The organism is Pseudomonas sp. R3-52-08, assembly GCF_003851745.1.
Classification (GTDB): domain Bacteria; phylum Pseudomonadota; class Gammaproteobacteria; order Pseudomonadales; family Pseudomonadaceae; genus Aquipseudomonas.
This window is the reverse complement of record NZ_CP027730.1, coordinates 3,665,623-3,689,387: the sequence shown is the minus strand read 5'-3', so window position 1 is coordinate 3,689,387 and position 23,765 is coordinate 3,665,623. Positions and strand designations below refer to the sequence as shown.

The 23,765-nt window shown below is 62.1% G+C and carries 21 protein-coding genes; 8 read left to right on the top strand and 13 right to left on the bottom strand.

Annotation, left to right across the window (positions count from 1 at the left end; all coding sequences use genetic code 11):
• Positions 1 to 93 precede the first annotated feature (93 nt).
• Together C4J91_RS16810 and C4J91_RS16805 are read left to right on the top strand one after the other, a co-directional pair.
• A complete protein-coding gene (locus tag C4J91_RS16810; protein ID WP_124363368.1) occupies positions 94 to 951 on the top strand; it encodes a LysR substrate-binding domain-containing protein in 858 nt (285 codons plus the stop codon).
• 99 nt (positions 952 to 1,050) lie between these two features.
• Positions 1,051 to 1,758, top strand: coding sequence for a YebC/PmpR family DNA-binding transcriptional regulator (locus tag C4J91_RS16805; RefSeq protein WP_124363367.1), 708 nt, complete (start codon positions 1,051 to 1,053; stop codon positions 1,756 to 1,758).
• Between the two features lie 46 nt (positions 1,759 to 1,804).
• Here the strand turns inward: C4J91_RS16805 and C4J91_RS16800 are convergent, their stop codons facing one another.
• The 4 genes from C4J91_RS16800 to C4J91_RS16785 all read right to left on the bottom strand — a co-directional run bounded on the left by C4J91_RS16800 (position 1,805) and on the right by C4J91_RS16785 (position 5,579).
• Positions 1,805 to 3,106, bottom strand: coding sequence for a protein kinase (locus tag C4J91_RS16800; protein WP_124365172.1), 1,302 nt, complete (start codon positions 3,104 to 3,106; stop codon positions 1,805 to 1,807).
• 39 nt (positions 3,107 to 3,145) lie between these two features.
• Entirely contained in the window at positions 3,146 to 4,240 is a 1,095-nt protein-coding gene (gene zapE, locus C4J91_RS16795; RefSeq protein WP_124363366.1) for a cell division protein ZapE, read from the bottom strand.
• Positions 4,241 to 4,338: 98 nt separating this feature from the next.
• Positions 4,339 to 5,076 carry an anti-sigma factor gene (locus C4J91_RS16790; protein WP_124363365.1) on the bottom strand — a complete coding sequence of 246 codons (738 nt, stop codon included), beginning with the start codon at positions 5,074 to 5,076 and terminating at the stop codon, positions 4,339 to 4,341.
• A complete protein-coding gene (locus C4J91_RS16785; protein WP_124363364.1) occupies positions 5,073 to 5,579 on the bottom strand; it encodes an RNA polymerase sigma factor in 507 nt (168 codons plus the stop codon). The genes C4J91_RS16790 and C4J91_RS16785 overlap by 4 nt, the downstream gene beginning before the upstream one ends.
• Positions 5,580 to 5,773: 194 nt before the next feature.
• On the opposite strand from C4J91_RS16785, the gene C4J91_RS16780 reads away from it, so the two are divergent.
• The 4 genes from C4J91_RS16780 (at position 5,774) to C4J91_RS16765 (ending at position 10,541) form a co-directional block, all read left to right on the top strand.
• The gene (locus C4J91_RS16780) at positions 5,774 to 7,381 is read left to right on the top strand and encodes an amino acid adenylation domain-containing protein (RefSeq protein ID WP_124363363.1); all 1,608 of its coding nucleotides are present in this window, start codon (positions 5,774 to 5,776) and stop codon (positions 7,379 to 7,381) included.
• On the top strand, positions 7,374 to 8,669 hold the full coding sequence (locus C4J91_RS16775) for a hypothetical protein (RefSeq protein WP_124363362.1): 1,296 nt from the start codon (positions 7,374 to 7,376) through the stop codon (positions 8,667 to 8,669). The genes C4J91_RS16780 and C4J91_RS16775 overlap by 8 nt, the downstream gene beginning before the upstream one ends.
• A gap of 253 nt (positions 8,670 to 8,922) precedes the next feature.
• On the top strand, positions 8,923 to 10,005 hold the full coding sequence (locus C4J91_RS16770) for a catalase family peroxidase (RefSeq protein WP_124363361.1): 1,083 nt from the start codon (positions 8,923 to 8,925) through the stop codon (positions 10,003 to 10,005).
• Positions 10,002 to 10,541 carry a cytochrome b gene (locus C4J91_RS16765; RefSeq protein ID WP_124363360.1) on the top strand — a complete coding sequence of 180 codons (540 nt, stop codon included), beginning with the start codon at positions 10,002 to 10,004 and terminating at the stop codon, positions 10,539 to 10,541. Before C4J91_RS16770 ends, C4J91_RS16765 begins: the two co-directional genes overlap by 4 nt.
• Before the next feature lie 7 nt (positions 10,542 to 10,548).
• Here C4J91_RS16765 and C4J91_RS16760 read toward each other — a convergent pair whose 3' ends face one another.
• Together C4J91_RS16760 and C4J91_RS16755 are read right to left on the bottom strand one after the other, a co-directional pair.
• On the bottom strand, positions 10,549 to 11,700 hold the full coding sequence (locus C4J91_RS16760) for a M14-type cytosolic carboxypeptidase (RefSeq protein ID WP_124363359.1): 1,152 nt from the start codon (positions 11,698 to 11,700) through the stop codon (positions 10,549 to 10,551).
• A 465-nt stretch (positions 11,701 to 12,165) separates the two neighbouring features.
• Positions 12,166 to 12,516, bottom strand: a complete 351-nt coding sequence (locus tag C4J91_RS16755) for a DUF6124 family protein (protein ID WP_124363358.1) — start codon at positions 12,514 to 12,516, stop codon at positions 12,166 to 12,168.
• Positions 12,517 to 12,645: 129 nt separating this feature from the next.
• On the opposite strand from C4J91_RS16755, the gene C4J91_RS16750 reads away from it, so the two are divergent.
• Positions 12,646 to 13,281 (top strand): LexA family transcriptional regulator, encoded by a 636-nt coding sequence (locus C4J91_RS16750; protein WP_124365171.1) that lies wholly within the window; start codon positions 12,646 to 12,648, stop codon positions 13,279 to 13,281.
• Here C4J91_RS16750 and C4J91_RS16745 read toward each other — a convergent pair.
• The 4 genes from C4J91_RS16745 to C4J91_RS16730 all read right to left on the bottom strand — a co-directional run bounded on the left by C4J91_RS16745 (position 13,278) and on the right by C4J91_RS16730 (position 18,895).
• Positions 13,278 to 15,203 (bottom strand): acetyl/propionyl/methylcrotonyl-CoA carboxylase subunit alpha, encoded by a 1,926-nt coding sequence (locus tag C4J91_RS16745; RefSeq protein ID WP_124363357.1) that lies wholly within the window; start codon positions 15,201 to 15,203, stop codon positions 13,278 to 13,280. The two genes, C4J91_RS16750 and C4J91_RS16745, sit on opposite strands and share 4 nt — an antisense overlap.
• Positions 15,200 to 16,006, bottom strand: a complete 807-nt coding sequence (locus C4J91_RS16740) for a gamma-carboxygeranoyl-CoA hydratase (RefSeq protein ID WP_124363356.1) — start codon at positions 16,004 to 16,006, stop codon at positions 15,200 to 15,202. The genes C4J91_RS16745 and C4J91_RS16740 overlap by 4 nt, the downstream gene beginning before the upstream one ends.
• Positions 16,007 to 16,021: 15 nt before the next feature.
• Positions 16,022 to 17,626: a carboxyl transferase domain-containing protein gene (locus C4J91_RS16735; protein WP_124363355.1), complete on the bottom strand. Its 1,605-nt coding sequence runs from the start codon at positions 17,624 to 17,626 to the stop codon at positions 16,022 to 16,024.
• A 105-nt stretch (positions 17,627 to 17,731) separates the two neighbouring features.
• Positions 17,732 to 18,895 carry an isovaleryl-CoA dehydrogenase gene (locus tag C4J91_RS16730; protein ID WP_124363354.1) on the bottom strand — a complete coding sequence of 388 codons (1,164 nt, stop codon included), beginning with the start codon at positions 18,893 to 18,895 and terminating at the stop codon, positions 17,732 to 17,734.
• A gap of 150 nt (positions 18,896 to 19,045) precedes the next feature.
• Between C4J91_RS16730 and C4J91_RS16725 the strand changes: the two genes are divergently transcribed.
• Positions 19,046 to 20,677 carry an AMP-binding protein gene (locus C4J91_RS16725; protein WP_124363353.1) on the top strand — a complete coding sequence of 544 codons (1,632 nt, stop codon included), beginning with the start codon at positions 19,046 to 19,048 and terminating at the stop codon, positions 20,675 to 20,677.
• Positions 20,678 to 21,352: 675 nt separating this feature from the next.
• Here C4J91_RS16725 and C4J91_RS16720 read toward each other — a convergent pair.
• The 3 genes from C4J91_RS16720 to C4J91_RS16710 all read right to left on the bottom strand — a co-directional run bounded on the left by C4J91_RS16720 (position 21,353) and on the right by C4J91_RS16710 (position 23,700).
• Positions 21,353 to 22,252, bottom strand: coding sequence for a hydroxymethylglutaryl-CoA lyase (locus C4J91_RS16720; protein WP_124363352.1), 900 nt, complete (start codon positions 22,250 to 22,252; stop codon positions 21,353 to 21,355).
• Between the two features lie 16 nt (positions 22,253 to 22,268).
• Positions 22,269 to 22,661 carry a MerR family DNA-binding transcriptional regulator gene (locus tag C4J91_RS16715; RefSeq protein ID WP_124363351.1) on the bottom strand — a complete coding sequence of 131 codons (393 nt, stop codon included), beginning with the start codon at positions 22,659 to 22,661 and terminating at the stop codon, positions 22,269 to 22,271.
• A 103-nt stretch (positions 22,662 to 22,764) separates the two neighbouring features.
• Entirely contained in the window at positions 22,765 to 23,700 is a 936-nt protein-coding gene (locus C4J91_RS16710; protein WP_124363350.1) for a LysR family transcriptional regulator, read from the bottom strand.
• Between the last annotated feature and the right edge of the window lie 65 nt (positions 23,701 to 23,765).

Sequence of the window (23,765 nt, the reverse complement as noted above, 5' to 3'; positions counted from 1 at the left end):
AACGGGTCGACTCTACGGCGCCTAAATTGCAGTTTGGCTTGTCATCAATCAAATTGTTTGTTGTTATTCAAGCTATCAGTGAGGCCGATAGCTATGAATCTGTTCCAACTGCGCGCATTCGATGCCGTAGCCCGCGAGGGCAGTTTTACCCGGGCGGCGGCCCGGCTGTTCATCAGCCAGCCGGCGGTGACCGGGCATATCAAGGCCCTGGAAGAGCACTACCAGATTCCCTTGCTGCGTCGCACCGCGCGGCGAGTGGAGTTGACCGAAGAGGGCGCGCGCCTGGCGGCGATCACCCGCGCGATTTTCGGTTTGGTCGACGAGGCGCAAGCCATGCTTGAAGCCAATCGCCAATTGCTCACCGGGCGCCTGGAAGTGGCGGCGGACGGCCCGCATCTGGTGATGCCGATGATCGCCCGCTTGCGGGCCTGCTATCCGGGGATCACGGTGAACCTGCGCCTGGGCAATGCCCAGGAAACCCTCGCGGCCTTGTTGTCGGAGCATGCAGACGTGGCGGTGCTGACCGAAGTAGAACCGCGCAATGGCCTGCACCTGCAACCCTTAGGCGAGTCGCGTATCTGCGCGCTGGTGCCGGCCGCGCATCCGTGGGCGGCGCAGGCCGAGGGCATTGAACTGGCGCAGTTGAACGAGGTGATCATGGTGCTGCGCGAGCCCAGCTCCATCACCCGGCGTACCTTTGACGACGCGTGCCTGGCCGCCCAGGTGCGGCCCAGGGTGCTGCTGGAACTCGACAGCCGGGAAGCGGTGACCGAAGCGGTTGCCGCCGAGTTGGGCTTGGGGGTGGTGTCGTCGATAGAGGTCAGCCAGGACCCGCGCGTACACGCCGTACCGATCCTCGGCGATGGCCTGCTGAACCGGCACAGTCTCGGCTGCCTGGAGCGGCGCCGGTCGTTGCGCTTGATCCAGGCGTTTTTCGAGTTGGCGCCTTGAGGGTTTTTTGGTGGAACGATGCGTGGCTGCGCTATAAACTCTGCCCCCAAAGCGCCGGCCAGTAGACGTTTCGGCGCCATGGATAGTAGAGAGTGAGTCATGGGCGCACAGTGGAAAGTCAAACATAAAGAAGCGGCAGCCAATGCCAAGGGCAAGATTTTCGGCAAGCTGGTGAAAGAAATCACCATCGCCGCGCGCAACGGTGCGGACACCTCGACCAACGCCCACTTGCGGCTGGTGGTGGAGCAGGCCAAGAAGGCCTCGATGCCCAAGGAAACCCTGGACCGCGCAATCAAGAAGGGCGCCGGTCTGCTCGGTGAAACCGTGCAGTACCACCGCGTGACCTACGAAGGTTTCGCCCCGCACCAGGTGCCGTTGATCGTCGAGTGCGTCACCGACAACATCAACCGCACCGTGGCGGAAATCCGCGTGGCGTTCCGCAAGGGGCAACTGGGCGCTTCCGGCTCGGTGGCCTGGGACTTCAACCACGTCGGCCTGATCGAAGCATCGCCGGACACCCCGGACGCTGACCCGGAAATGGCCGCCATCGAAGCAGGCGCCCAGGATTTCGAAGATGGCGAAGAAGCCGGCACCAGCCTGTTCATCACCGAAACCACCGACCTGGATGCGGTGCAGAAAGCCTTGCCGGAGCAGGGTTTCACCGTGCTGTCGGCCAAGTTGGGCTACATCTCGAAGAACCCGGTGACCGGGTTGAGCGAGGAGCAGATGGCGGAAGTCGAGGCGTTCCTGGAAGGCCTGGACAGCCACGATGACGTGCAGGATATGTTCGTCGGTCTGGCGGGTTAACACGCGGTGAAAAATGTGGGAGGGGGCAAGCCCCCTCCCACATTGGTTAGTGGTGTTGGAAAGATTGCAACACGGCTTCGATAACTTCGAAGCTTGGTCGCGCCAGCACATCGGGCTGGCAGCAGCTTTTGCGCAGGTCTTCCAGTTCGCCGGGGACCGTCGTATCAACCCGCTCCAGCAACTCCCCCAGCAACACCCCGAACGCGCGCACTTCAATGCGTTGCAACGCCCTGGTTTCCAGGGTGTCCGCCGTGGCATGAAACGACGCCGCGCCGAAATCCCCTAATAAACACTCGCCCGCGCTGTTCCACAAAATATTGTGGCCGTACAGGTCGCCATGGGTAATGCCGTGCCGGTGCAGGTGCGCCGCCACCGAGGCGATGCCGCGGGCCATGCGCAGCGCCACGTCGAGGCTCAGGCGCAGGCTCGGTTCGTAGATATCCCGGGTGCAGGACGCCAGGCTCGGCAACGCCGCGAGGTTGCGGTAGCTCGGGTCGATCAGGTCCATCACCAACGCGGCCTGATCGCCGGGGTGGTCGACGATGCGCCCCTGCACCCTGATCAGGTTGGGGTGCAACCCGGCGGCTATGCACGCTTGCATTTCGTGCAGCGGCGAACCGTCGCTGGTGATCGTGCCTTTATACAGTTTGACCGCGACGGGTAACGCGCGGGGCTTCCACAAGGCCTTGCGAATAATCCCCGAGGCGCCTTCGCCGAGTATGTCACCCAGTTCCAGTTCGGCCCAGGGAATATCCGCTGTCTCGTCGTCGCCGGCCACGTTCACGGCCATTTCCACCGGATTGCCGGCATAGGCCAGCCACGTCAGGCTGGGCAGCGTCAGCAGCCAGTGCGGCAGGTGCGTCAGGCGGTTCGACGCGATGCGGATCAGCTCGAGGTTTTCGCATTGGGCCAGGCTGGGCGGCAAGTGCGTCAGTTGGTTGCCGGCCAGCATCAGCTTTTGCAGCAGCGGGCGCTGGCCGAGTTCGTCGGGCAGCTGGCTGATGCAGTTGTCGGTGAGGATCAGCCAGCGCAACTGCGGCGGCAGGGCGGCGGCGGGCACGTGGCGGATCTGGTTGGCCTTGAAGCCGATCATGCTCAGCGCGGCGCACTGGCCCAGGCATGCCGGCAGTTCGGTGAAAGCGTTGTCCGAGCAGAACAGCACGCGCAGGTGTTTGAGGCGGTGCAGGTCGTCGGGCAGGCTGCTCAAGGCGTTGCCCGTGAGGTTGAGGATTTCCAGCGAGTCGGCCAGTTCGAAGATTTCCCAGGGAAATTCGGTCAGCCCGCAGGCCAGGTCCAGGCGTGTCGCACCGGCCAATTGGCCGGCCTTGAGTTGGGCGAGGGTATTGATCAACGGCGCGGTCACTCGGCAAGAGGCGTGAAAAGGCGCTCATGATACCGGGTCGGGCGCCGGTTGCGCGCTGCTCACGTGCAATTGCCCCAAGCGGCTGGCGGTGCGGGCAAGGTCGATGGCCTCGCCACTCAAGGCGTGCTCCAGCGGCTGTTCGCCGATCAGGATCAGCTGTTTGTCGCGGTCGTAGAGCACGTCAATCAGGTTGATGAAGCGTTGCTGCACGGCGATCGGGCAGTCGGCGAGGTGGGGCAGGCCGTCGATGACCCAGTGGTCGTAGTCCTGGCACAGCAGCAGGTAATCCATCACGGCGGTGAGTTGCTCGCACAGGTCGTTGAAGGTGAAGGCGATGCTGCGCGCTTCGCGGCGGCGGCACAGCAACTGCCGGTTGCCGACGGCCAAGGGCAGCGCCGGGCTGTCGACGGCAGGCAGGCCAAGCGCCGCACGTTGCGCCACGCTGCCGGGCCAGACGTACTGGCCAGTGCTGAAGCGCTGCTCGGCATGGGCCTGGGGCAGGCGGCGAAAATCCTCGGGAGCGCTGACTTCCAGCACGTCCATGCGCGCAGCGATCAGATCGATTACCGGCTTGAAGCGTTGGTGGTACAGCGGATTGGGCAGCAGGCCTTCGGGCGCATAGTTGGAGGTCACCAGTACCAGCACACCGCGCCGGAACAAGGCCTGGAACAAGCGGCTGATAAGCATGGCATCGCCGATATCGTGCACATGGAACTCGTCGAAACACAGCACGCGGCAGCCCGCCAGCAGTTCGTCGAGGGTGACGGCCAGCGCGTCGTTCTGCTCGCGGTGCCGGAACATGCCCCGGTGCAGTTCGGCAAAAAAGTCGTGGAAGTGCACGCGCTGCTTGGCGGTGATCGGCAGCGCCTGGAAAAATCCGTCGAGCAGCCAGCTTTTGCCGCGCCCCACCGGGCCGCGCAGGTACAGGCTGCGCGTGGGTCGGCCAGCGAGCAGGTGCTGGGTTTCGCGGGCCATGGCCGCAATTGCCTGCACCTGGCCGGCACTGAGGGTGTAGCCCTGTTGCCGGGCCTTGTCGTGGAAAAACGCCGCAACAGGCGAGGCGTGCGAAATGCGAAGGGTGTTGCCCAGCAGGCGGCGGATCAGGGAAAGCACGGCCAATACAGCTCACTCGTTATTGCGTTGGTCGCTTACTTTAGGGCGCTTGATGCGATTTGACCAATAGAGAAGGCGGTGCATAGCCGCCCGGACATGGGCCCCTAGAACCTGATTTGCGGCGCAGTGGCCTGATCCACCGGGCTGACCATCGCATAGTTGTACCCGCCGCCCGACCAGTAGTCGGCCTGCAAGCCGTCGGCGCTGCGACTGCCACGGGGCAGAAAGCCGTTGTTCGGGCCTGGCGGACGAATGTAGAAGCTGATGCGCCGTCCTTGCGCGTCTTCGTACAACACCATGGCTGCCGCGCCTTGGTCGGTGGTGAGCAGGCGCCCGCTGACCGGGGTGAACCCCGCCTGGCTCAAGTCGGGCAAGCGATGGGCCTGGTTGAAATAGCGGTCGAGCCAGGCTTGCATCGTGGTGCGGTCCTGGGCGCTGTAGTCGGCGGGCATGATGCCGTCCTGGGCAAACAGGCGATACGCCTGCATGGCATCGGCCATTGGCAGCAGCGCTGGCTGGGCGACATTGCGGGCGTGCCAGCCGCCAATCCCGCCGAGGCTGACGGCAATCAGCAGCAACGCGGCCGTGGCGAGGTGGCGGCGGGACTGACGCTTGATGCGCTGGCGAATCAGCGCCGGGTCCAGTGCCGGGTTGCCCGGCTGTTGCAGGGCACCGCTTAAAGAGGCGCGCAATAATTGCGCATCCTGTTGCCAGGCATGCACTTGGGCAGCCACGTCGGGGTGGCTCGCCAACCAGGTTTCAAGTGCCCGGCGATCACTGTCGAGCAATTGGTGATCGACGTAGGCATGTAAGTCGCGTTCGCTGGGGGGCAGGCTGATCATTTGAGTATCCGCAGGGAAGGGCTGGCAATTTCGCCATCGCTGAGTTGACGCAGGGCCTGGCGGGCGCGGGACAGGCGCGACATCACCGTACCGATGGGCACGTTGAGTATTTCGGCGACTTCCTTGTAGCTCAAGCCTTCGACCGACACCCACAGCAGCAGGGCGCGTTGCTCGGTAGTGAGCTGGTCGAAGGCTTGCAGGGTGAATTGGGCCATCACTGTACGCTCCACCGAGGGCTGCGCATCATCGCGGCCGGTGAAGAATTCGAGCATGCGGGCGTAGCGGCGGCTGCGCCGGTGGGCATCGAGGAATTGCCGGTAGAGGATCGAAAACAGCCACGCGCGCAGGTCGCCTTCGATGCGTTTGTCAGCCCACGCGATGATCGCCCGTTCCAGGGTGGCCTGCACCAGGTCGTCGGCGCTGCTGGCGTTACGGGTCAGGGACACGGCAAAGCGCCGCAGCCTGGGGATGAGTTCACGTAACTGTTCGTCGAGTTCATGCATGGGTTGAGTCTACTCAGTTGTGCTGGGTAGACGCGCGTGCGCGTAAGTTATTCCTTATTCGATCGAAAGATTTTTTAGCCATTCGAGTGGGATCAGTCTTTTTGAATGGTGGTTCTGTAATCCCAGGTGTTGCGCTCCATCCACCCTTGTACCTGTCGGCACTAAGCCGGCAGCCAAACAATGAGGGTGTGTTCATGACGTTGTCACCTATGGATAAACGCTTTCTCTCTGGCGCGGCACTGACCCACCTGGCTGCCTCAGAGCGAATCCTGTTCGAACAATGGGGGTGTGGTCCGTCGGTCCAACCTGCCTATTCCAATGTGCACCACGCGATCGAAGCGCAGGCGCGGCGGGCGCCCCAGGCAACGGCGGCGATCTGCGCGGGGCAGCGCATCAGTTATGAGCAGCTCAACCGCCAAGCCAACCGATTGGCGGTGCACCTGCTTGAACGGGGGGTCAAGCGCGGCGACACGGTGGGCTTGTTCGTCGAGCGTTCGATTGCGATGCTGGTGGGGTTGCTGGCGGTGTTGAAGGTGGGGGCCGCGTATGTCCCGCAGGACGCCAGAATCGTGCCCACCCTGCAATTGGGCCAGGTGCTGGAAGCGTTGAGCAGCCCGTTGGTGCTGACCTTGTCGAACCTGCTCGAACGCCTGCCGGCTGATGCGGTCCCGCGCAGTCTGTACCTGGACACGTTCCTTGCGCAAATGCCCTGGGTCGCCGAAGAAAGCGAGCAGGTGGTCGCCCTGGCTGAACCCGATGACCTGTGTTTCGTGCTGTTTACGTCCGGCACCACCGGACGCCCCAACGGTGTGTGTGTCAGCCATCGCAACGTGTGCAACATCTTGCTGACTTCGCCCGGGCAGATGGGCATGGCCCCCGGCATTACCGTAGGGCAGGTTCTTAACATCGGCTTTGATATGGCAGCCTGGGAAATACTCGGTTGCCTGGCCCATGGGGCGACCTTGCTGATTCGTGGCAAGGACATTGCGCAGACAGCCGCGCAGTGCAACGTCTTGATTGCGACACCGTCGATACTGGCCACCCTTGATCCATTGCAGTGCCCAGACCTGAGCGTGGTCGCGGTGGCCGGAGAGCCTTGTGCTCAGGCCCTGGCCGAGCGTTGGGCCGAGCACTCTACCTTCCACAACGGTTGCGGGCCGACCGAGACCACGATCGTCAACACATTGCACCGCCACGTGCCAGGCACGCTGTTGACCATTGGCCGGCCGACGCCCAATAACACGGTGTATGTGCTCGACGATCAGGGGCGCGCCTGCGCTTTAGGCGAGACCGGAGAGATGTGGGCCGGCGGCGCGGGGGTGACTGCGGGCTACCTGAACAACGCAGTGTTGACCCAGGAACGATACCGCCCGGACCCGTTTCTGGGGGGCGATGCTGTGATGTTCCGCACGCGGGACCTTGGGCGCTGGACCGCCGACGGCCAACTCGAACACCTGGGCCGCGTTGATGACCAAGTCAAAGTTCGCGGGTTTCGCGTGGAGCTGGACGCGGTAACCGCAGCCCTGGAGGCCGGCACCGGGTGCACGCGGGCGGTCACGTTGAAAGTGGACGACCGCACCCTGGTCGCCTTTGTCTCGCCGGCCAGTGCCGACACGCAGGACTGCCTATCCGAGTGTCACCGGCGCCTGGCCTACTACTGCGTGCCGAAGTTCATCTACGCGCTGGAGGCGTTTCCCATGACCGCCAGGGGCAAGATCGACAAAGCCGCTTTGCTGCGACTGGCCGAGGACTATCAGGCAGCGACGTGGGCGGGCGCCACCACGGAGCCTGGCCATGACTGAAGTATCGACCCGCGCCGTTTTGCCACCCAAGCCGGCACTATGGCGGCGCTTGAGGTCACTACCTGTGTTTTCTTACTACAACCGCTTGGCGGCATTGGTGCTGATGGGGAACGCCGCCGTGCTGCTGGCCGTTGACCTGCTGGCGATCACGCCGGCGATGCTGTCGGACCTGGTGCTGATCAATCTGTCGGTTGCCATTCTGATACGCCAGCAATACGTGATCAATGCGCTGTTCTGGCTGGCCACGCGGGTTCCGCTGTGTTGGCCGCTGTGGGTGCGCCGCCGAGCGGCCAAAGTGTTCCATTTCGGAGGGCTGCACAGCGGCGCGGCGCTGGCGGCCACTGCCTGGTTTGCAGCGTTGGTGTGTGTCCAGATGTCGAGCTTTGTGCAACAACCGGGCAGCGTGTCGTCGACAGGGTTGTGGCTCAGCGTCGCGCTGTTCAGCCTGTTGCTGCTCATGGTGGTTATGGCGCTCCCGCCGATTCGCAGTCGTTTTCACAACGGTTTCGAACGGGTTCATCGCTTTGCCGGTTGGAGTGCGTTGCTGTTGTTCTGGTGGCAAACAGTGCTGATGGCAACGCAAGCCTCATCGGACCTGCTGCACAGTGGCGCGTTCTGGATGCTGGTACTGCTGACAGTGAGCATTCTGCTGCCATGGTTGCGGTTGCGCAAAGTGGCCGTTGAACATGCGCGGCCTTCCGGACATGCGGTGGTAACGCGCCTTGGCCACACCACGCCGTTCGCCGGTTCGTCCACGGCAATCAGCCGCAATCCGCTGCTTGAGTGGCATTCCTTTGCGAACATTCCAGCGCCGGGCGAGGCGGGCTTTCGCCTGATCATCTCCCGCGCCGGGGATTGGACCGGACGGTTTATCGAGGATTTGCCCAGCCATGTCTGGGTAAAGGGCATCACCACCGCCGGCGTGGCCAATGTGGAAACCTTGTTCAAATCGGTGGTGTACATCGCCACCGGCAGTGGCATTGGCCCGGTCATGCCGCACTTGCTGGCCGCGCAGGCGCCGATTCACTTGATCTGGTCCACCCGCAGTCCGAGGAAAACCTACGGTGATGAATTGGTCGACGAAATTCTGCGCGTCCAGCCCACCGCGTTGATCTGGGACACCGATAAACAAGGGAAGCCCGACCTGGTGCAGTTGGCCTACGGCGCGGTGCGCACCTTTGACGCCGAAGCCGTGATCTGCATTGCCAACCAGGCGCTGACTCAACGCGTGGTGCAAGCGCTCGAAGCCCATGCAATACCCGCCTATGGCGCAATCTGGGACTCGTGAAACAGCGGTGTCGCAAATAATATCAATCTGTCGAGGTGCTTATGAATGTAGTGCTGGAGCGTCACCCCGGATCAGCAGGAGGGCATGCAAGCCTTCCTCAATGAACGACCTGCATTGTTCAACCAGCGTTAGCAGGACGTTTGGCCTGCATGTGCGTTTGCCATGAAAAAAACTACAGTAGAGGGGGAATAAACCTACATGGGATTCGTCTCATGACACTTTTCCCCTGCGGCCACGTGCCCTGGAGCTTTTCATGGTTGATCACTCACCACCGCCGCTTCCGCCTCTGAGTACCGCCAACCTGCTCGCCAGGCTCGCATGTATCGGTGCTGTGGTAGCGGTTGTCGCTGGTGCCTTTGCCTACGTCAACGGTACGCTCGACCCGCAGCGCCTGCGCCCAAAAACCCTGGTCAATGCCCTGGAAACCAATAACGGTGTGCACCCGGGATTTCGGCGTAACCATGCCAAGGGCGTGTGCGTAGCCGGCTACTTCGAGAGCAGCCCCGAGGCGCGTACGTACTCCAGCGCTCAGTTGTTCAGCGTGGCGAAAACCCCGGTGATCGGGCGGTTTGCCTTGCCCAGTGGCAACCCTTATGCACCGGACAGCAGCGTGCCGATCCGCAGTTTTGCCGTGCAATTCAGCCAGGCCAATGGTCAGCAGTGGCGCACCGGGATGAACAGCATGCCGGTGTTCCCGGTGGGCACGCCCGAGGCGTTCTACCAATTGCTCAAGGCCGGCGCGCCGGACCCCGCCACCGGCAAGCCGAACCCTTCGAGCATGCCGGCGTTTTTTGCCGCACACCCGGAGACCGCAGCGTTCCTGGCGTGGGTTAAAACCGCCAAGCCATCGGCCAGTTACGCGACCGAAACCTACAACGGCATCAACGCGTTTTACCTGGTGAGCGCCGACGGCAAGCGCCAGGCCGTGCGCTGGGCCGTGGTGCCGCAGAGCCGCGACGCCGCCGGAGATACCGCGCCCGAGGGCGGCGACTTCCTGGAAAAAGACCTGGTGCAGCGCCTGGCTGCCGGGCCGCTAAAGTGGCAATTGAACATGATGCTGGCCAACCCCGGCGACCCGCTGGATGACGCCAGCAAGACCTGGGCCGGTGAACACAAAGTGCTCAATGCCGGCACCCTGGTGTTGCAGAGCAGCCAGCCACAAGCCGACGGCGATTGCCGCGATATCAACTTCGACCCGCTGATTCTGCCCAGCGGTATCGAGGCCTCCAATGACCCGCTGCTGGCTGCACGTTCAGCCGCCTATGCCAGTTCCTACCTGCGGCGTGCCGGTGAAGTCGGCCCGTTGCACAGTGCCTCCCAGGAGTCGAAGCCATGAATGTTCAACCAAGGTTTTTCGCCCCGTTGGCGCGTTTGCTGCACTGGCTGATGGCGCTGATGATCATCGCCATGCTGTTTATTGGCGCGGGGCTGGCGGCGTCGGTTTCCGAGCGCCGCGAGTGGTTGATTCACCTGCACAAGCCGCTGGGGATCGCCATTCTGGCGCTGGTCATCGTGCGGCTGGTGGTGCGTTTTTCCACGCGCCAACCGCCGCTGCCGGCGGACTTGCCGCTGTGGCAAGTGTTGGCGGCCAAGGCTTCTCACGTGGTTTTGTACGGGTTGATGCTGGTGTTGCCGTTGCTGGGCTGGGCAATGATTTCGGCCGCCGGCGACCCGGTGATGCTCAGCAGTTCCGTACAACTGCCGGCACTGGTCTCGGCGAATGCGCCGTTGTTTGCGCTATTGCGCAAGGCCCACGGTTATCTCGCCTACCTGTTGTTCCTGACGGTGCTGGTGCATCTGGCGGCCGCGCTGTTTCACGGGTTGATCCGCCGTGACGGCGTGCTGCAAAGCATGACCGGCACCAAACACTGACCGAGCGTTAACGCACGTGGCCGATGATATCGGCCACGCTGCTCAACACATCCTTGCCCAGCTGCTTGGAGCGATCGCCGGACCAACCGGTTCTCGGGTTGGGTGCGTCGTCATTGTCCTTGAAAGGCATCTCCAGGGTCAGTGACAGGCAGTCGTATTTCTCACCCACCGCATTGCAGGCCAGGGTCATATTGGCTTCGCCGGGTAGGTCGCGGGTGTAGCCGTGGGTGGTCTGAAAGTCACGGGTCAGGTGGCTCAGGTGGCTACGGAAACGGTTCTCCAAGGCTTCGATACGCGGGCTGTAGCCCGGATTGCCTTCGCAGCCGGCGGTGAAGACGTAGGGGATTTCTTCGTCGCCATGGATATCGAGGAACAGGTCGACACCGTGTTTTTCCATCTGCTGTTGCACGAACAGCACTTCCGGGCTGAATTCCTGGCTGGCGCTCTGCCAGGCGCGGTTGAGGTCCTGGCCCATGGCGTTGGTACGCAGGTGACCATGGAACGCGCCATCGGGGTTCATGTTCGGCACCAGGTACAGGTCGGCCACCGCCAGCAGCTTTTTCAGCTCGGCGTCACCGTCCTGTTGCAGGCGTTCGATGACGCCTTCCATAAACCATTCGGCCATGTGTTCGCCGGGATGTTGCTGGGCGATGATCCAGACCTTGCGGCGACCTTCGCCGCCTTTGCCACGGCGCAGCAGTTGGATATCGCGCCCCTCGACACTCTTGCCGGTGGCCAATAGTTTGACGCCGGCGTACTTCAGGGCCTGCTCGATCAACCAGTCGTGGCGTTCGCGGCTATAAGGTTCGAAGTAGGCGAACCACGCGTGTTTTTCCCGGGTCTGGAGGCTGATATGCAGGATTTCGCCGTCAAAGCGCGACGGCACGCGGAACCAATTGACATGGTCATAAGACGCTACGGCGTTATAGCCGCTCCATGCATGCTTGTAAGACGAGCGGCCCGCGTTGCTCAGGCGAAACGTGTGGGTGTGGCCCACGTGCATGCCCTCGGCCTTGAAGTGGAACCACTGGTAGTGCTGGCTACGAGTGTCGGGCTTGATGGCCAGCAATAACTGGTAGGCATCGCTGGCATCCAGGACCTGGATATTGCCGCTGTCGAAAGCAGTGCTGATCTTGATGGAGGTCAAGGCCACGGTCATAGTCTGGTTGCCTGAATATGAGGATGTGGCGGCTATCTTACACAGGCGGTGGGTACATTCTGGAAGCAAAATTGTTGCACGGGGGGAGGGGGCGTCATCCGTGACGCGGCCGCAGCTTAGGGTTTATGAGATTGATTCTCAAGCGCTAAATCGCAAAGATCCGGGCTAGAGCGGTGCTGCGCCTTTCTTTTCGCGATGGGCTTTTGCTACCATGCGCGCCATCATGCACCACACAGTCTTCATTAGCCTGAAGCCACGCCAGGAAAAACTGGCAAAAAAAAGACCCGGCCAAAGAGCCGGGTCAAAAACCGTGATTAGCCTGATGAGGAGATATTCCAAGAGTCCGACCTAAGGTCTCTTGGTCTATCGACTGATCTCGCGATCAGCTGGGTCCAATAATAATCATTATCATTTGCAAGTCAAATGTTTTTATCCGCTCGATAGAAATTTTTTCGTGCACGTCCTTTAAATGTTCGCCTGCGCCTCAGTCGCTCGCAACGACCGCTCCACCATCGCTTTCGCCATATCGATCAAGTAAACCACCGAAAACGCCAGGTCGCGATGATTGCCTTGATGGCTGCTCGCCGATTCGTAGGCCGTTGCCGCAGCGCTGCGCAGCAGGTCAGAGGCATGCACCAGCGCTTCTTCCTGGCTGATGCCTGGCTTGATGGTGAAAAAGGCCTCGTCCACGTCTCGCGCAGACATATCTTCTTTCAAGTAATAGTCCAGCGCGCGCTGGGCGGCGCCGCTGCAGCGCATGTCATGCAGGTCAGTGTGTTCGGGTGTTTCAGGCAGATGATACGGGCTCGTCGTCATAAGGGGCGGTGCTCCGGGTGGGTGTCGAAAACCTTATGTCGATGATAGTACGTATCGTATTTATGTCGTTTTATGGATTACTACAAACTGTTTATTGCCCTGGAAAATACGCAACGTATTGTCAGCGCCATGGATAACTGGATAGCGTTGGTGCGAGCCAACATGAAAGACCGCAAGGTCACGCAGGATGAACTGGCGGAGCGCCTGGGCATGTCCCAGGGCGGCGTGGGCCACTGGCTCAACAAGCGCCGCGTGCCGAGCCTGGCGGACATGAACCGGGTACTGGCGGAACTGGGGCTGGGCTACCTGGAAGTCGCGCTGGAGATTCGCGAGAGGGCGGACACCAAGGCGGCACTGGAGCACCACCACAACCCGTACTTTCGCTACCCGGTCAGCGATTGGAACGGCGTGTGCGAGCTTCGCGAAGCACGCGCCAGCTATGGGCCGGCACGTTTCGAACTGACGGATTACCATGCCCACGGCGACGCCTTCTGGCTACCGGTGGTCGGCGACGCGATGACCGCGCCCAGTGGCTTGAGCATCAGCGCAGGCATGCTGATCCTGGTCGACCCGGCCATCGAAGCCGAGCCCGGTAAACTGGTGGTTGCGCAATGGCTCGACAACCCCCAGGCGACCTTTCGCCAGTTGCAGGCAGACAGCGGCCAGCTTTACCTGGCGCCGCTCAATCCCACCTATCCCAAGCTGCTGTTCACCGACGAGTGCCGCATCCTTGGCGTCGTCGTGCAAGCCACGGCGAAGTTCTAGTCCGCCGTTTCCAGCTCCACCAGCGCACTGCCTTCGGCGACCATCTCGCCCTCCTGGCAAAACAGCGCTTTGATCACACCCGCCTCAGGTGCGCGGATGCTGTGTTCCATCTTCATCGCTTCCAGTACCACCAGTTGCGCGCCGGCTTCGACGCGTTGACCGACATCTACCAGCACGCGCACGATGCTGCCGTTCATGGGCGCGGTGAGGCCGCCTTGAGGGGAGTGGCTGGCCTCGGCCGCCGCAATCGGGTCGAACAGGCTGACCGCCTGCATCTCGCCGTTCCAGCGCAGATACACCATGCCTTCATCGCGCACGGCCAAGTGAGAGCGGCGCACGCCCTGGTGTTCGATCACCAGTTGCTCGCCTGTGAGCTGCGACGATTGCCCGGCCAGTGTGACCAGCCGATCCTGCCCATTACAGCTCAGATGCAGTGAGACCTGCGCCGGCAGCCCCGCACGAAAGCCCCGGGTGTCTGCCCACGGCCCGTCACTGGCCGGCAGGCTCTGCATGAAAGCCGACCCCGCTGCCTGCCAGAACTCATCGTCCAGCGCCCCGGCCACCGGCAGCAGCTCTTGCTGATAGCGCGGAATGAATCCGGTATCCAGCTCAGCCGCGGCAAAGGCCGGGTGACCAATGATGCGCCGCAGAAAGCCCAGGTTGGTCTTGAGCCCGCCCACCGCACATTCGTCGAGCATGCTCAGCAAGCGCAGTCGCGCCTGCTCACGGTCTTGGCCCCAGGCAATCAACTTGCCGAGCATCGGGTCGTAGAAGGGCGAGACGCTGTCGCCTTGCTCGACGCCGCTGTCCACGCGCCGACCCGGACCTGGGGCAGGCTCGCGGTACACCGCCAATCGTCCGGTTGCAGGCAGGAAGTCATTGGCCGGGTCTTCGGCATACAACCGCACCTCAATCGCATGCCCCATCAGCGGTACCTGCGCTTGAGTGATCGGCAGCGCCTCGCCCTGGGCCACGCGGATCTGCCAGGCCACCAGGTCGAGGCCGGTAATCGCCTCGGTGACCGGGTGCTCCACTTGCAGGCGGGTGTTCATCTCCATGAAGAAAAACTCGCCGCGCGCATCCAGCAGAAACTCTACGGTCCCCGCGCCCACATAGCCAATCGCCTGCGCCGCGCGGACCGCCGCTTCGCCCATGGCCTTGCGCTGTTCGCTGCCGAGCCCCGGCGCGGGGGCTTCTTCCACGACCTTTTGATGGCGCCGCTGGATCGAGCAATCGCGCTCATTGAGGTACAGGCAGTTGCCGTGTTGATCGGCAAACACCTGGATTTCCACATGGCGCGGTTGCAGCAGGTATTTCTCCACCAGCATCTGCCCGTTGCCGAATGACGACAGGGCCTCGCGCTGGGCCGAGGCGAGGGCTTGCGCCAACTGGCTGACATCCTCGACCACTTTCATCCCCTTGCCGCCACCGCCAGCCGTGGCCTTGAGCAGCACGGGGTAACCGATGCGCGCACAGGCCTCGCGGAAGGTCTCCAGGTCCTGGGCCGCGCCGTGATAGCCCGGCACCAGCGGCACGCCAGCGGTTTCCATCAGCGCCTTGGCCGCCGACTTGCTGCCCATGGCGTCGATCGCCGAGGCGGGCGGGCCGAGGAAGATCAAGCCCGCTGCCTCGATGGCCCGGGCGAACCCGGCGTTTTCCGAGAGGAAGCCGTAGCCCGGATGAATTGCCTGGGCGCCACTGGCGTGGGCGGCGGCGATCAATTTGTCGATCTGCAGGTAACTGTCAGTCGCCTTGCTGCCGCCCAGGTCGACGCGAATGTCCGCTTCGCGGCTGTGCCGGGCGTCACGGTCGATTGCGCTGTGCACGGCCACGGTGGTCAGCCCCATCGCCTTGGCGGTGCGCATAACCCGGCAAGCGATTTCGCCCCGGTTGGCGACCAGCACGGTAGTGAGTGTGCTCATGGGCGCGGCTCCCGGGATTGCCAGCTCGGCGTGCGTTTTTGCAGAAAGGCGCGCAAGCCTTCCTGGCCCTCGGCGCTTACTCGAATACGCGCAATGGCGTTTTCACAGTAGCGGCGCAGCGCAGGGGTGAGGGCGCCGTTGCCCACCTCACGCAACAAGTCTTTGCTGGCGCGCATCGCCGCCGGGCTGTTTTGCAGCAGGTTGGCGACCCACTCATCCACCCGCTGGTCCAACGTGTCGGCCGGGTAGCTTTCCGCCAACAGGCCGATGTCGCGCGCGCGCTGGCCGCCAAACCGCTCGGCCGTCAAGGCATAGCGGCGGGCCGCACGTTCACCGATGGCCTGCACCACGAACGGGCTGATCACCGCTGGCGCCAGGCCGATACGCACTTCCGACAGACAGAACTGCGCGTCATCGGCGCCAATCGCCATGTCGCAGCAACTGATCAAGCCCAGCGCGCCGCCGTAGGCCGCGCCCTGCACCACCGCCAGCGTAGGGATTTTCAGTTTGGCCAGGTTGTACATCAGCTCGGCCAGCTCACGGGCATCGTCTAGGTTGGTGTGGTAATCCAGCTCGGCCGACTGCTGCATCCAGGCCAGGTCGGCGCCGGCGCTGAAGTGTTTGCCGCGCCCGCGCAGGACCAGGAAGCGCAGGGCCGGGTCGGCCTGGACCTGGTCGAGGGCGATGATCAGTTCGCGGATCATCTGGGCATTGAACGCGTTGTTCTTGGCTTCACGACTGAGCCACAGCGTGGCAAAGCCACGGCTGTCGGTGATCAGTTCGAGGGTGTTGAAATCGCTCATGGGTTACAGCTCCGATTACATGCGGAACACGCCGAAGCGGCTCGGCTCGATAGGGGCATTCAGCGCGGCGGACAACGCCAGGGCCAGCACATCGCGGGTCTGCAGCGGATCGATGACGCCGTCATCCCACAAGCGTGCGCTGGAATAATAGGGGTGGCCCTGGGTTTCATACTGGTCGAGGATCGGCTGCTTGATCGCCGCTTCATCGCTGGCACTGAATGCCAAGCCTGCGCGCTCTGCCTGCTCGCGCTTGACCTGCACCAACACGCCCGCCGCCTGTTCGGCGCCCATCACGCCGATGCGTGCGTTGGGCCACATCCACAGGAAACGCGGGTCATAGGCGCGACCGCACATGCCGTAGTTACCGGCGCCGAAACTGCCGCCGATGATCACCGTGAACTTCGGTACCTTGGCACAGGCCACCGCCGTGACCAACTTGGCGCCATGCTTGGCGATACCGCCGGCTTCGTACTTCTGGCCGACCATGAAGCCGGTGATGTTCTGCAGGAACAGCAGTGGAATGCCGCGTTGGCAGGCCAGCTCGATAAAGTGCGCGCCTTTTTGCGCCGCTTCGGCGAACAGGATCCCGTTGTTGGCCAGGATCGCCACCGGATAGCCGTGCAGGTGCGCAAAGCCACAGACCAGGGTGGCGCCGAACAGCGCCTTGAACTCATCGAATACCGAACCGTCCACCAGCCGGGCGATCACTTCGCGCACGTCGAACGGCTGCTTGGCATCGGCCGGGATCACGCCGTAAAGCTCTTCGCTGCTGTACAGCGGCGCCACTGGCGGACGTTGGCGCAACTCACCCAGCTTGCGCCAATTGAGGTTGGCCACGCTGCGACGGGCCAGGGCCAGGGCGTGTTCATCGTTGTCGGCATAGTGGTCGGCCACGCCGGAAATCCTGCAGTGCACATCGGCACCGCCGAGGTCTTCGGCACTGACCACTTCGCCGGTGGCGGCCTTCACCAGCGGCGGGCCGGCGAGGAAGATAGTCGCTTGCTGGCGCACCATGATCGCTTCGTCGGCCATGGCCGGCACATACGCGCCACCGGCCGTGCACGAGCCCATCACCACGGCAATCTGCGGGATGCCCTGGGCGCTCATATTGGCCTGGTTGAAGAAGATCCGCCCGAAGTGCTCGCGGTCCGGGAACACTTCGTCCTGGCGCGGCAGGTTGGCTCCGCCGGAGTCCACCAGGTAAATGCACGGCAGGCGGTTCTGCTCGGCGATGGTCTGGGCGCGCAAGTGTTTTTTGACGGTCAGCGGGTAATAGGAGCCGCCTTTGACGGTGGCATCATTGGCGACGATCATGCATTCGACGCCTTCCACGCGGCCGATGCCGGCAATCACACCGGCGGCCGGCACGTCTTCGCCATACACCTGATGGGCGGTCAACTGGCTCAATTCGAGGAACGGCGAGCCGGGGTCGAGCAGGCGATCGATGCGCTCGCGCGGCAGCAGCTTGCCGCGTGAGGTGTGGCGTTCCTGGGCCTTGGCGCCGCCGCCTTGTTGTACCTGGGCGAGCAGCTTGTGCAGCGCGTCGACCTGTTGGCGCATCGCCGCGCTGTTGGCGATAAATTCCGCCGAGCGTGGGTTGAGCTGGGTGTGTAGAAGCATGGGCTACTCCGTAGCAGCTTTAAGTTTCGAGCTACAAGCTACAAGTTAGAAGCAAGAGCACCGTCCTCTTGCCACTTGAAGCTTGTCACTTGCCGCTGACGAAATTTATTTCGTCTCGTTAAACAGTTCGCGACCGATCAACATCCGTCGAATCTCACTGGTGCCGGCGCCGATTTCGTACAGCTTGGCGTCCCGCAGTAGGCGCCCGGCGGGGAATTCATTGATGTAGCCGTTGCCGCCCAGGATCTGGATCGCATCCAAGGCCATTTGCGTGGCGCGCTCGGCGCTGTAGAGGATCACCCCGGCCGCATCCTTGCGTGTGGTCTCGCCGCGCTCGCAGGCCTGGGCCACCGCGTAGAGGTAGGCGCGGCTGGCGTTGAGCTGGGTGTACATATCGGCGACCTTGCCCTGGATCAGCTGGAATTCGCCGATGCTCTGGCCGAACTGCTTGCGGTCGTGGATGTAGGGCACGATCAGGTCCATGCAGGCCTGCATGATGCCGGTGGGGCCGCCGGAGAGCACCACGCGCTCGTAATCGAGGCCGCTCATCAGCACTTTGACGCCGCCGTTGAGCACACCGAGGATATTTTCCTGGGGGACGTGCACGTCATCGAAAAACAGCTCGCAGGTGTTGGAGCCGCGCATGCCCAGCTTGTCGAACTTGTTGCTGCGGCTGAAGCCTTTCCAGTCACGCTCGACGATGAACGCGGTGATGCCGTGGGCACCCTTTTCCAGATCGGTCTTGGCGTAGATCACGTAGGTGTGGGCATCGGGCCCGTTGGTGATCCAGGTCTTGCTGCCGTTGAGCACGTAAGCGTCACCCTGCTTGTCGGCGCGCAGTTTCATCGAGACCACGTCGGAGCCGGCATTCGGCTCGCTCATGGCCAGCGCGCCGATGTGCTCGCCGCTGATCAGCTTGGGCAGGTACTTGAGTTTTTGTTCATGGCTGCCGTTGCGGTTGATCTGGTTGACGCACAGGTTGGAGTGAGCGCCATACGACAAGGCCACCGAGGCCGAGCCACGGCTGATTTCTTCCATGCTCACCACGTGCGCCAGGTAACCCAGGCCGGCACCGCCGTACTCTTCCGGCACGGTGATGCCCAGCAGGCCCATATCGCCGAACTTGCGCCACAGGTCGGCGGGGAACAGGTTGTCGATGTCGATCTGGGCAGCGCGGGGAGCAATTTCCTTGGCCACGAAGGCCTGCACCTGGTCGCGCAGCATGTCGATGGTTTCACCGAGGGCGAAGTTCAGGGACGGGTAACTCATGGACAGACACCTTAATGTGAGCTTTTGTTGTTGTGTCGGCGAGGCGCGGAGGAGGGCGCTCACCTTTACGTTAACGTAAGCTTGCGTCGAGGCGCTGTCAATCGTAGTTTACGTTTACGTCAACCTACAAAAAAGACAACAGGGGCCGTTATGGATCAAGCGAACCTGAGCTACAGCCGTGGCTCCCAGGACAAGACCTTGCTGGCCGAGACCATTGGGCAGGCCTTTGATCGGACTGTCGCGCGTTATCCCGAAGGTGAAGCGCTGGTGGTGCGTCATCAGGATTGCCGCTACACCTGGCAGCAACTGGCCGAGGCGGTGGAGGTGCATGCCCGGGCGTTCATGGCCATGGGCATGCAAGTCGGCGACCGCCTGGGTATCTGGGCGCCCAACTGCGCCGAATGGCTGATCTGCCAGGTGGCAAGCGCAAAGCTCGGGGTGATCCTGGTCAATATCAACCCGGCCTATCGCAGCAGTGAATTGGAATATGTGCTCAAGCAATCCGGCTGCGCGTGGCTGGTGTGCGCCGGTTCGTTCAAGACCTCCGATTACCATGCCATGCTGCAAGCGCTCCAGCCCGACCTGCGCGCCATCGTCAGTCTCGACCCCGACCCGCCCGCAGGATTTCTGTCTTGGTCACACCTGTCGGCGTTGGCGGCGCAGGTTGCACCTGAACAACTGCACGCTCGCCAAGCCGGTCTGCACGCCGACCAACCGGTCAATATCCAGTACACCTCCGGCACCACCGGTTTCCCCAAGGGCGCCACCCTCAGTCACCTCAACATTCTCAATAACGGCTACATGGTTGGCCAAAGCCTTGGTCTTACGGCGCACGACCGCCTGGTGATCCCGGTGCCGCTTTACCATTGCTTCGGCATGGTGATGGGTAACCTCGGCTGCATCACCCACGGCACCACCATGATTTACCCCAATGACGGCTTCGACCCACTGCTCACGCTTACCGCCGTCGCCGAAGAACGCGCCACGGGCTTGTATGGCGTGCCGACCATGTTCATTGCGCTGCTCGATCACCCGCGCCTTGGCGAATTCGACTTATCCAGCCTGCGTACCGGAATCATGGCCGGGTCGACCTGCCCGATCGAGGTGATGCGACGCGTCATTGGCCAGTTGCACATGAGTGAAGTGCAGATCGCCTATGGCATGACCGAAACCAGCCCGGTGTCGTTGCAGACCGGCGCCGATGACGACCTGGAACGCCGCGTGACCACCGTGGGCCGCACCCAGCCGCAGCTGGAAAACAAGATCATCGACGCTGACGGCAACACGGTGCCACGCGGTGAGACAGGCGAACTGTGCACGCGCGGCTACAGCGTGATGCTCGGCTACTGGAACAACCCCGAGGGCACCCGCGATGCTATCGACGCGGAGGGCTGGATGCACACCGGTGACCTGGCAACCATGGACGAGCATGGCTATGTGTGCATCGCCGGGCGCAACAAGGACATGATCATTCGCGGTGGCGAGAACGTGTATCCACGCGAGCTTGAGGAGTTTTTCTTCACCCATCCGGCAGTGTCCGATGTGCAGGTCATCGGTATTCCCGATGAGCGCTACGGTGAGGAAATTGTCGCCTGGATCAAACTCCACCCAGGCCATGTGGCGAGCGAGCTGGAATTGCAAACCTGGTGCAAGGGCCGCATCGCGCACTTCAAGATGCCCCGGCACTTCAAGTTCGTAGACGCGTTTCCAATGACGGTGACGGGCAAGATCCAGAAATTCCGCATGCGCGAAATCTCGATTGAAGAGCTCCAGGCGCGCTAGATCGTTCCCACGCTCTGCGTGGGAATGCAGCCCCTGACGCTCTGCGTCACCTTAGCGTAGTAGCCGAAATGTGCAGCGGCTGGCGCGACGCGGAGCGTCACAGGAAGCGTTCCCACGCAGAGCGTGGGAACGATCAGCCAGAAAGCACAAAGGGGACCCGAAGGTCCCCTTTAATTTGTCGTTGCGTGCTCTTTTTTTATTATTGAGGGGCGGTCTATTGTTGTTTTTGGCAACCGTTACCCTTTACCGCTGTTTTGGCGACCCCCATCCGGGGTCAAGAGCAAACGTATTTTTTTGAACGCTGATCTGCTTCTTCGTAAACGATCCAACCAGTGGGTAGCTACCTGAGGTAGTTTTATTTTTCTCTGACCGGTTGCGGGTTTCGGCATGCCGTACCCTGCGAAGCACATCTTCTCCAAAAAAATCTGTTAGCTGCGTCTCTGCCGTGTTGTTTTTGTTATGTCAGAGTCGTTTCGTCTTATTTTTATTAGGTTTGGCGCTTTTTATTTTTGTTATGCAGTAGAGATAGCAGAAGCCGTGCCAACTTTTTAAAGTCGTTTAAAATCAATGCCTTGATTTTTCAGCAGATTATATCTTTCAAAAAATGCGCCGGATTCTGTTCCCTCGTTACCCGCTGTGTCGGCGTGCGGTAACACATTGTCACATCCGTGCTACTCAACCGGCGTTACGCGCCTTCGCCACCCGTGAGCCGCTCGCCCGTCCCAGCACCTGGCTGATGTGCTGGCCGGCGTCAATCAAGCGTTCCAGGTCGATACCCGTGTCGATCCCCAGCCCATTGAGCAGGTACACCACATCCTCGGTGGCGACGTTACCGCTCGCGCCCTTGGCATAAGGGCAGCCGCCAAGGCCCGCGATAGAGCTGTCGAATACCTGGATACCTTCCAGCAGGCTGGCGTAGATATTGGCGATCGCCTGGCCGTAGGTGTCATGGAAATGCCCTGCGAGCTTGTCGCGCGGCACCTGTGCACCGACCACCTCGAACAGCCGCCGTGTCGCGCCAGCCGTGCCGGTGCCGATGGTGTCGCCCAGGGACACTTCATAGCAGCCCATCGCATACAGTTCGCGGGCGACCGCCGCGACCTGCTGCGCGGCGATTTCGCCTTCATAGGGGCAACCCAACACACACGACACATACCCGCGCACGCTGACCCCATGCTGCCGGGCCGCCGCCATGATCGGAGCAAACCGCTCCAGGCTCTCGCTGATGGAGCAGTTGATATTGCGTTGGGAAAACGCTTCGGACGCCGCCGCAAATACCGCGACTTCCTTGACCCCGGCCGCCAGCGCATCTTCAAAGCCGCGCAGGTTCGGCGCCAGCGCACCGTAGGTCACGCCAGGCTTGCGCTGGATCTGCGCGAACACCTCGGCGGAGCCGGCCATCTGCGGCACCCATTTGGGTGACACGAAACTGCCGACCTCGATATAGCTCAAGCCAGCGCCGCTCAAGGCGTCCACCAACCGCACCTTGTCGGCCACGCTGATCGGTTGGGCTTCGTTCTGCAAACCGTCGCGCGGGCCGACTTCCACCAGGCGTACGTGTGAGGGGAGGGACATGACGGTTACCTTCTGATCAATGGCCGGCCTGGCTCATGGTCGTTGCCAGGGCCTGGGTGCAGCGCTCTTCGGCGGTGTCCAGTTCCAGCTTCATCTGTTCGATATCCAGCAACTGTTGCTCGAGCTGCTCGCGGCGCTCGGCGATTTTTGCCAGCATGCTGTTGAGTTGGATGTGGTTGCCGCTGGTGGGGTCATAGAGTTCAATCAGCTCGCGGCATTCGGCCAGGGAGAAACCGATGCGCTTGCCGCGCAGAATCAGCTTGAGGCTGACCTTGTCCCGCGCCGAGTAGATACGTTCCTGGCCTCGACGCTCCGGGGCCAGCAGGCCTTGTTCCTCATAGAAGCGAATGGCGCGGGTGGTGATATCCAGCTCGCGGGCTAGGTCGGAGATGCTGTAGGTGGTGCTCATGGCGGTGCTCAGGAAGGTCTTGACGCTAAGCTAATGTCAGGTTGACGTAAACGTCAAGGACTGCTGCGCACCCCGTCGGGGGCAAGCCCCCTCCCACAATGATTCAAACCGTTAGCCTGTCGAGTTTCTTCTCGTGGGCCGTCACCTGCTGGCACAACTCGATCATCTGCTCGCGCATCCAGCGGTTGGCCGGGTCCTGGTCGGTGCTTTCGTGCCAGTACAGGTGGGTTTCCACCGCTGGCACATCATTGACCGGCAGGTTGAACCAGTGCAGTTCATGGCGGCGGGCGAAGCGTTCGGGCACGGTCATGACCATGTCGGTTTGCTGCAATACCTGCGACGCCATCAGGTAGTGCTGGGAGCGCAGGGCGATCTTGCGCTGGATGCCCATCTTGCCCAGGGCCAAGTCGACATGGCCCAGCCCGTTGCGGCGGCTGGAAATATGGATATGGGTCAGGGACAGGTAGTCATCCAGGCTGAATTTGTCCTTGCCTGCCATCGGATGGCCCTTGCGCATGGCGCATACGTAGCGGTCTTCCATCAGCTTGACGTGACGCACCTGCGGGTCGGTGTTGAGCGGCGCATCCACGGCAAAGTCCAGGCGCCCGGCGGCCAGCTCCTTGGTGGTTTCGCGGCGTTTGGACAAAAAACTCTCGATGACCACCGTCGGCGCCAGGCGACGCAGGCGCTGGAACAGCGCTGGCAGAATGACCGCTTCGGTCAGGTCGGTCATGCTGATGCGGTAGGTCTTGGCCGCCTGTTGCGGATTGAAAATCCGGCTTTCCTGCACTGAAACCCGCAGCAACGACAACGCATTGCGCACCGGGCCGATGATGTTCTGTGCCATCGGTGTGGGCACCATGCCCTGGGCGGTGCGCACGAACAGCGGGTCGTTGAAGGTCTCGCGCAGGCGTGCCAGGGCGTTGGACACCGCCGGCTGGGTGATGCCTACAATCTGCCCGGCGCGGGTCAGGTTGGCTTCGGTATAGATCGCGTCGAAGACGATAAAGAGGTTGAGGTCGACCTTGCTCAGATTCATGTCGTTGCACTCTTATTGTTAGGTATTCATACGCCGATCATATATCGGTGATGAATGTTAATACA

Excerpts from the sequence above, each read along its gene's own strand:
- C4J91_RS16810 (WP_124363368.1), top strand. The coding sequence starts at position 94 with ATGAATCTGTTCCAACTGCGCGCATTCGATGCCGTAGCCCGCGAGGGC.
- C4J91_RS16805 (WP_124363367.1), top strand. The coding sequence starts at position 1,051 with ATGGGCGCACAGTGGAAAGTCAAACATAAAGAAGCGGCAGCCAATGCC.
- C4J91_RS16790 (WP_124363365.1), bottom strand. The coding sequence starts at position 5,076 with ATGATCAGCCTGCCCCCCAGCGAACGCGACTTACATGCCTACGTCGAT.
- C4J91_RS16785 (WP_124363364.1), bottom strand. The coding sequence starts at position 5,579 with ATGCATGAACTCGACGAACAGTTACGTGAACTCATCCCCAGGCTGCGG.
- C4J91_RS16780 (WP_124363363.1), top strand. The coding sequence starts at position 5,774 with ATGACGTTGTCACCTATGGATAAACGCTTTCTCTCTGGCGCGGCACTG.
- C4J91_RS16775 (WP_124363362.1), top strand. The coding sequence starts at position 7,374 with ATGACTGAAGTATCGACCCGCGCCGTTTTGCCACCCAAGCCGGCACTA.
- C4J91_RS16770 (WP_124363361.1), top strand. The coding sequence starts at position 8,923 with ATGGTTGATCACTCACCACCGCCGCTTCCGCCTCTGAGTACCGCCAAC.
- C4J91_RS16765 (WP_124363360.1), top strand. The coding sequence starts at position 10,002 with ATGAATGTTCAACCAAGGTTTTTCGCCCCGTTGGCGCGTTTGCTGCAC.
- C4J91_RS16760 (WP_124363359.1), bottom strand. The coding sequence starts at position 11,700 with ATGACCGTGGCCTTGACCTCCATCAAGATCAGCACTGCTTTCGACAGC.
- C4J91_RS16755 (WP_124363358.1), bottom strand. The coding sequence starts at position 12,516 with ATGACGACGAGCCCGTATCATCTGCCTGAAACACCCGAACACACTGAC.
- C4J91_RS16750 (WP_124365171.1), top strand. The coding sequence starts at position 12,646 with ATGGATAACTGGATAGCGTTGGTGCGAGCCAACATGAAAGACCGCAAG.
- C4J91_RS16745 (WP_124363357.1), bottom strand. The coding sequence starts at position 15,203 with ATGAGCACACTCACTACCGTGCTGGTCGCCAACCGGGGCGAAATCGCT.
- C4J91_RS16740 (WP_124363356.1), bottom strand. The coding sequence starts at position 16,006 with ATGAGCGATTTCAACACCCTCGAACTGATCACCGACAGCCGTGGCTTT.
- C4J91_RS16735 (WP_124363355.1), bottom strand. The coding sequence starts at position 17,626 with ATGCTTCTACACACCCAGCTCAACCCACGCTCGGCGGAATTTATCGCC.
- C4J91_RS16730 (WP_124363354.1), bottom strand. The coding sequence starts at position 18,895 with ATGAGTTACCCGTCCCTGAACTTCGCCCTCGGTGAAACCATCGACATG.
- C4J91_RS16725 (WP_124363353.1), top strand. The coding sequence starts at position 19,046 with ATGGATCAAGCGAACCTGAGCTACAGCCGTGGCTCCCAGGACAAGACC.
- C4J91_RS16720 (WP_124363352.1), bottom strand. The coding sequence starts at position 22,252 with ATGTCCCTCCCCTCACACGTACGCCTGGTGGAAGTCGGCCCGCGCGAC.
- C4J91_RS16715 (WP_124363351.1), bottom strand. The coding sequence starts at position 22,661 with ATGAGCACCACCTACAGCATCTCCGACCTAGCCCGCGAGCTGGATATC.
- C4J91_RS16710 (WP_124363350.1), bottom strand. The coding sequence starts at position 23,700 with ATGAATCTGAGCAAGGTCGACCTCAACCTCTTTATCGTCTTCGACGCG.